The sequence below is a fragment of the uncultured Nostoc sp. genome (assembly GCF_964247315.1).
GTDB lineage: Bacteria > Cyanobacteriota > Cyanobacteriia > Cyanobacteriales > Nostocaceae > Nostoc.
In genome coordinates, this window is sequence record NZ_CAXTTT010000169.1 from 6,292 (window position 1) to 12,424 (window position 6,133).

General features: G+C 41.6%; 5 protein-coding genes. 2 read left to right on the plus strand and 3 right to left on the minus strand.

Annotated features, from left to right (window positions below; genetic code table 11):
• Positions 1 to 148: 148 nt before the first annotated feature.
• Positions 149 to 1,315 carry a pyridoxal phosphate-dependent aminotransferase gene (locus tag ACFE93_RS31595; protein WP_375479595.1) on the minus strand — a complete coding sequence of 389 codons (1,167 nt, stop codon included), beginning with the start codon at positions 1,313 to 1,315 and terminating at the stop codon, positions 149 to 151.
• 179 nt (positions 1,316 to 1,494) lie between these two features.
• Between ACFE93_RS31595 and ACFE93_RS31600 the strand changes: the two genes are divergently transcribed.
• Positions 1,495 to 2,163 (plus strand): ribonuclease, encoded by a 669-nt coding sequence (locus tag ACFE93_RS31600; protein ID WP_375479597.1) that lies wholly within the window; start codon positions 1,495 to 1,497, stop codon positions 2,161 to 2,163.
• 156 nt (positions 2,164 to 2,319) lie between these two features.
• Here the strand turns inward: ACFE93_RS31600 and ACFE93_RS31605 are convergent, their stop codons facing one another.
• Complete coding sequence (locus tag ACFE93_RS31605) at positions 2,320 to 3,402, minus strand: class I fructose-bisphosphate aldolase (protein ID WP_375479599.1); 1,083 nt, start codon at positions 3,400 to 3,402, stop codon at positions 2,320 to 2,322.
• Positions 3,403 to 3,767: 365 nt separating this feature from the next.
• Between ACFE93_RS31605 and ACFE93_RS31610 the strand changes: the two genes are divergently transcribed.
• Complete coding sequence (locus tag ACFE93_RS31610; protein WP_375479601.1) at positions 3,768 to 4,082, plus strand: hypothetical protein; 315 nt, start codon at positions 3,768 to 3,770, stop codon at positions 4,080 to 4,082.
• 32 nt (positions 4,083 to 4,114) lie between these two features.
• Here ACFE93_RS31610 and ACFE93_RS31615 read toward each other — a convergent pair.
• Positions 4,115 to 6,133, minus strand: a 2,019-nt coding sequence (locus ACFE93_RS31615; RefSeq protein WP_375479603.1) for an AAA family ATPase, incomplete at its 5' end; no start/stop codon positions are given.

Below are 6,133 nucleotides of genomic sequence, written 5' to 3' on the forward strand. Positions count from 1 at the left end.
GAACATGAAACTTCAAGTTCAGAACACGAAACTTGAGCTTCAGAACACGAAACTTGAGGTTTAAAAATGAACTCCACCCGTTCTGAGTCGAAAAGGTGGAGTTAAAAAGTTTAAGAGTTGATAAATTCTCCTCACAAATGACAACTAACTAAATACGCGACTTGACAAATTTCTCTAATCTATCCATTCCCTTTTCAATCGTCGCCATATCTGTGGCGTAGGAAAGACGAATGTTTTCATCAGCACCAAAAGCAATTCCGGGAATGACTGCAACTTGATGTTCTTCCAACAAAGCGTCACAAAATCCTAGAGATTTTAGACCAGTTTTGCTGATATCAGGAAACAGATAAAAAGCGCCATCTGGTGAGGCAGTACTCAATCCGGGAATGGCGTTGAGTCTGTCTAGCATTACCTGTCGGCGTTTGGCGAAGGCTTGGCGCATTTCTTTGACACAATCTTGGGGACTTTGTAGCGCTGCGATCGCACCATATTGGGCAAAGGTACACACGTTAGATGTACTATGCCCTTGGATGGTACTGGCTGCTTTAATGATTTCCACAGGCCCCGCTAAATAACCGATACGCCACCCAGTCATGGAATAAGCCTTCGCAAACCCATTACTAATCAAAGTGCGGTCAAAAATTTCCTTCCCTAGAGAACCGATGCTGATATGTTCTGCACCGTCGTAGAGAATCTTTTCGTAAATCTCATCAGAGACAACAAAGATATCTGCATCAACTACTACCTGCGCCAGTGCTTTGATTTCATCTGGTGTGTAAACCATCCCTGTGGGATTAGATGGCGAGTTGAGGATAAATAACTTCGTCTTCGGCGTGATTGCTTTACGGAGTTGTTCGGGAGTAATTTTATAACCCGTTGTTGCATCTGTAGGGACAATTACTGGAATACCACCGACCAAAGTCACCATTTCGGGATAACTTAGCCAGTAGGGTGCAGGGATAATTACCTCATCACCTGCATCGATCAATGCCACAATTAAGTTGTACAGAGAATGCTTACCGCCATTGGTGACAATCACATTCTCTGACTTGTAATCAAGACCGTTGTCGGTTTTAAGCTTGTGGGCGATCGCTTCCCTTAACTTTGGTTCTCCGGCGGCTGCACCATACTTGGTTTTGCCTTCATCCAAAGCTTTGACTGCTGCGGCTTTAATATGCGCCGGGGTATCAAAATCTGGTTCTCCAGCGCTAAAACTACAAACATCTATTCCTTCCACCTTCAGTGCCTTAGCCTTGGCTGCGATCGCTAAGGTTAATGAAGGTGTTACCTGACTTACTCTTGCTGCCAGCTTCATTCTTACTATTTTTGGCAAATCTTTCACTTATCTAAGGATATCCCAGAATCCCTACCAAGATTTGCTTTTTCTGAATTCGTTGGGGATTGGGAACAGGGAAAGAATTTCTGAACTTTAATTATTGACTCTTAACAATGTATCGTATATAACTTTATTTTTAGTGGAAACTAACTGTTTTTATGCAGATCAAGAAACTTTTGATTGCATCTTCTCTGCTAATTACTGGTCTTTTTATACCTAATGCTGCGATTGCTCAAAATCGCGGTACTCCGGGTAAATTTGATTTTTATGTACTGACACTCTCTTGGTCGCCGGATTATTGTGCGACAAATGGTAATCGTGACCAGCAGCAGTGCGGTTCTGGCAGAAAACTTGGTTTTGTACTACATGGTTTGTGGCCGCAATATCTAACTGGTTATCCTGCTAATTGTTCTACGCAAAAATTACCGTCGGAAGTAAAGCGGCGGTTTCCCAATTTGTATCCTAGTAATAAACTTTACGATCATGAATGGGAAAAACATGGTACTTGTTCGGGGAAAACTCCTGCGGAATACTTGGGATTGAGTAAACAATTAAAAGATGCGATCGCTATTCCCGCAGCTTATAATCGTCCTAATCAACCCGTGCGTACCACAATTACAAATTTTAAAAATTCATTTGTGAGTGCGAATAATCAAATTACTGCTGATGGTGTAGCACCTTTTTGTTCAGGTTCAGGAAGATTTTTGCAAGAAGTCTTCTTTTGTTATTCCAAAAACGGTGAACCTGGTATTTGTAGCGCCGAGATTTTGAAGCGATCGCAAAAAAGTTGTGGTCAGCCGGATTTCTTAGTGAGAAATGTTAGATAACAATGGGGCGTTGGGCATTGGGCATGGGGCATGAAGAAGAGACAAGGTAGACAAGGAAGAGGGGGGAGACATGGGAGAGACTTGTTCAATAATTCCCCCTTGTCCCCGTTGTCCCCCTTGTCCCTTGCTTCTCCTACTGTCTCATCTCCCCACTCCCTAAGCTATCGTCACATCTGGCGACAAGTAAACATCCTGAATGTTATGAAACAGTTTTACACCTTCCTCAAAGGGACGTTGGAAGGTTTTTCGCCCAGAAATTAATCCTGAACCACCAGCGCGTTTGTTGATTACGGCGGTGCGTATTGCTTCGGCGAAATCATTTTTACCAGTCGCGCCACCAGAATTAATCAACCCCACACGCCCAGAGTAGCAATTCAGTACTTGGTAACGAGTTAAATCAATTGGGTGGTCGGTTGTCAATTCTGTGTAAACCCGCTCATCAGTTTTGCCGTAACTCTTACCAGTGGCTTTAGCAACTGCACCGTAACCATTGTTATTTTCGGGTAACTTTTGTTTAATAATGTCGGCTTCAATGGTTACACCCAAATGATTCGCCTGTCCGGTGAGGTCAGCCGCAAGGTGGTAATCTTTGTCTTGTTTAAAAGCGTTATTCCGCAGATAACACCAAAGTATAGTCACTAAACCAAGTTCATGGGCGCGTTTAAAAGCTCGGCTGATTTCTTGGATTTGTCTGGTAGACTGCTCTGAACCAAAGTAAATTGTCGCACCGACGGCGGCGGCCCCTAAATTCCAAGCTTGTTCGACATCAGCAAACAATACTTGGTCAAATTGATTGGGGAAAGTCAGCAATTCGTTGTGATTGATTTTGGCAATAAAGGGAATTTTGTGGGCATATTTGCGCGAAACTATACCTAATGTTCCCAAAGTGGTAGCAACAGCATTGCAACCTGCGGCGATCGCTAATTTGATAATATTTTCTGGATCGAAGTAAATCGGATTGGGCGCAAAAGACGCACCTGCTGAGTGTTCAATCCCTTGGTCTACCGGTAGAATCGAGAGATAGCCTGTGTTTGCTAGACGACCAGTAGAATAAAGTAACTGGAGATTACGCAATACTTGAGGATTGCGATCGCTGTTGAGCCAGATTCGATCAACAAAGTCTGGGCCCGGCAAATGTATTAAATCACGAGAAACTTTTGCTTTGTGGGTAAGTAGGTCTTCTGCCTCTTTACCTAGCAATGACTCAATAGAATTAGCCTCTTTTAGGGTTGTAGTCATAGTATTATCCTCAAAGTTTGAGCAAATGACCTTGCCTTTAAGATAGCATTTCTAATATTGCTAACTTGGTTGTACGGAGATTAATAATATGTCTTCTTTCTGAAGATATAGTAATTTTATTATATAAGTGAAAATCAAAAGGCTCAGATTACCTACTTACTTTTAAGAAGTCGGGAATCTTGTTCTGAATGATTAAGTAGGGCTATACTACCGAAAGTATTCTATCAACTTTTGGAATTGATATTTTCAAATCAGTTATCAACTTTAAACAGTACAATCATACTATCTTGCAATCGTAGTTGAAAATTGAAAACCCATCTTCCCCCAATTGGGGTAATATTTTTGAACAGAAGAAATACAATTTTATGAGTAAGTTTCAAATTGATATCGACTTCAGCAATATAGATTTAGCTTCCCTTGAGACAGAAGAAGATTTTCAACGAGAGGCGAAAATGTTACTCCCAAAAGTACTGGTCAAACTAGGTGAAAGTGTGGGTGAAAAGACTTGGGAAGAATTACAGCAAAAGCTGCAAGGAACTGGAGGTAAACTTAAATCTTCTCCCAGCGAGAAACGTAGGTTTATTCAAGAAACCGGAAGAACTTATCAACGAAATGCTAGTAATAGAGAAAAACAAGAACTGGAAGAATATATAGTAGAGCAATTACGCCAGCACAAATAGTATTTGTCAGAAGTTAACTTATCAGACATGATTCAAATAAACCAGCGGCGAATCAAGTCCACCTGGAAGCTATAGCCGTCGTTAACTTCCTCAATTAACTCACGTTGCAACAGCAATTTGAGTGTAATATCAGCATTAGAAAACCGTTGCAATAAAATTTGGTGGCTAACTATAGCCCCTTCCCCTTGAGCGGCGATAAAACGTAGAATAGCTTGTCCAGTAGCGTCTACTTGATTGTTTTGAATGTCAGCGAAGAAAAAGCCGCCACTTTGCAAAGCTTCTGGTATTGCTGCTTCCACATCCGCGAAAGTTGCTAATCGCCGAACAGAGGGGTCTTGCTCGTTTTTGAGGACAATAATTTCTGCACAGAGTAGTTGTACTAAGAATGGGTGACAACGGGTGAGTTGCAGTACTCGCTCAACGGCGTTGAGTTCATAGCGGAGGGTAAAATCTTTGACAGGACATTCAATTAATTGTCGTGCTTCCGCTTCTTTGAGGTACGAGATATGCACTATTTGGACATTAATTAGATAACTAGCCCAGCGCTGATATTCTTCGATAGTATGAGAGCCAGCCAGTAACACCTTGAAGCGGGGACGATGTTGGATGAGGTGACGCAGCATTCCCAAAACATCCTGTTCATCAAAGCGACCTTTGGCTATGGCGTTGTCTAGCACCTCGAATTCATCTAGCGTTAGTAAGGCGGTATTTTGTTCTAGAGCCTGTTCTACTTTATCTAGCCATTCATCGAAATAGGTGAAGGGGTCGGATTCTATGACTTCGCGGGTTAGGGACGGTAGAGTTACACCTTGCTTTTTTGCTGACTTCTTCATATCTCTAGCCAAGTTGTAGAGCAAACCTGCATGGTCACTAGCTGATGAAGCTGCGCCTTGCAAGTCTATAAACATGGGGATGATGGCATTAGGTAGTAACTTCCCGATGTTATTGAGCAGGGAAGTTTTACCCATACGTCGCTGACCGTAGAGTAGCAGAGGTGGACGACGGCGATCTAAAAGTAACTGCTCAATGCGTAGACCAATGTCATCACGCCCCGTGAAAATTTCTCGCTCTAGTGTAAGCGGTACACCAATAATATAAGGGTTGTCAATTTCTTTATTTTGTTCAACTTTGATAGCTAGTTTTTTTATATATTTGTTGATTATATCCAGCCATTTTTTAGCAAAAGGTAGAAATAAATGAGCATATTTATTATTACTGCGATTAAAGTTTTCTAACTGTTGATTTAAACGGTCTGCTACAGGATTGAGAGCTAGACGTTGGTTGTAATCACTTTTTTGTTCTAATGCTGCGTCTACATCCTGACTGATGCGAGTAAAGATGCGTAGGACAGAATTAATTGAGTTCCCTAATTCATCAATTTCTATGGTGCGATGAACCTGACGTATAGCTTCTACATCACCACATTTTCTTAGGCTTAGTGCATCTTTGCAAATTTGAACAACCCAATTTTGGTTACTTTCATTGAGATAACGAATGGCTGCTTCACCCTCGCTTGGGTTATGTTCTATGACTAAAAGTAAGTACTTATCTAAGCCATATAAAGGTATGCGTTGAAATTGATCCCAAAAGGCTGAATGATAGCGTAATGAACTGGAATACTCATCAGTACTTCTCTCAATTTGTTGAGAAGGCAAAGGTAATATAGATTCTAGAAATGTCTCATTGTTGCGCCTTTGATTAATTCGATCAGGAAATATATTAGACAATCTTAATAAAATAGAAACCTGGTTGATGCGGTTTTTTTCTAACCGATAAAGTGCTAAATTCCATAATTGGAGTGATGGGTATAAAACTATTGGTCGCCATAAGTTGATAGTGATACCCAGAAAGAACAGCACAGCAAAAGTAACACCACACGCAACGCCTAACGCTACACCAAAGCCTAGCCCTCCTGGTATACCGAAGAACAAGCCTGTTATCATCAGCGAATTGAAATATTCATCATCAATTTTTTCTGCTACGCCTGACGCCACGCCTACCGCCACACCAAACGCCATGCCTACCGCCACGCCAAACGCCACGCCAAACAC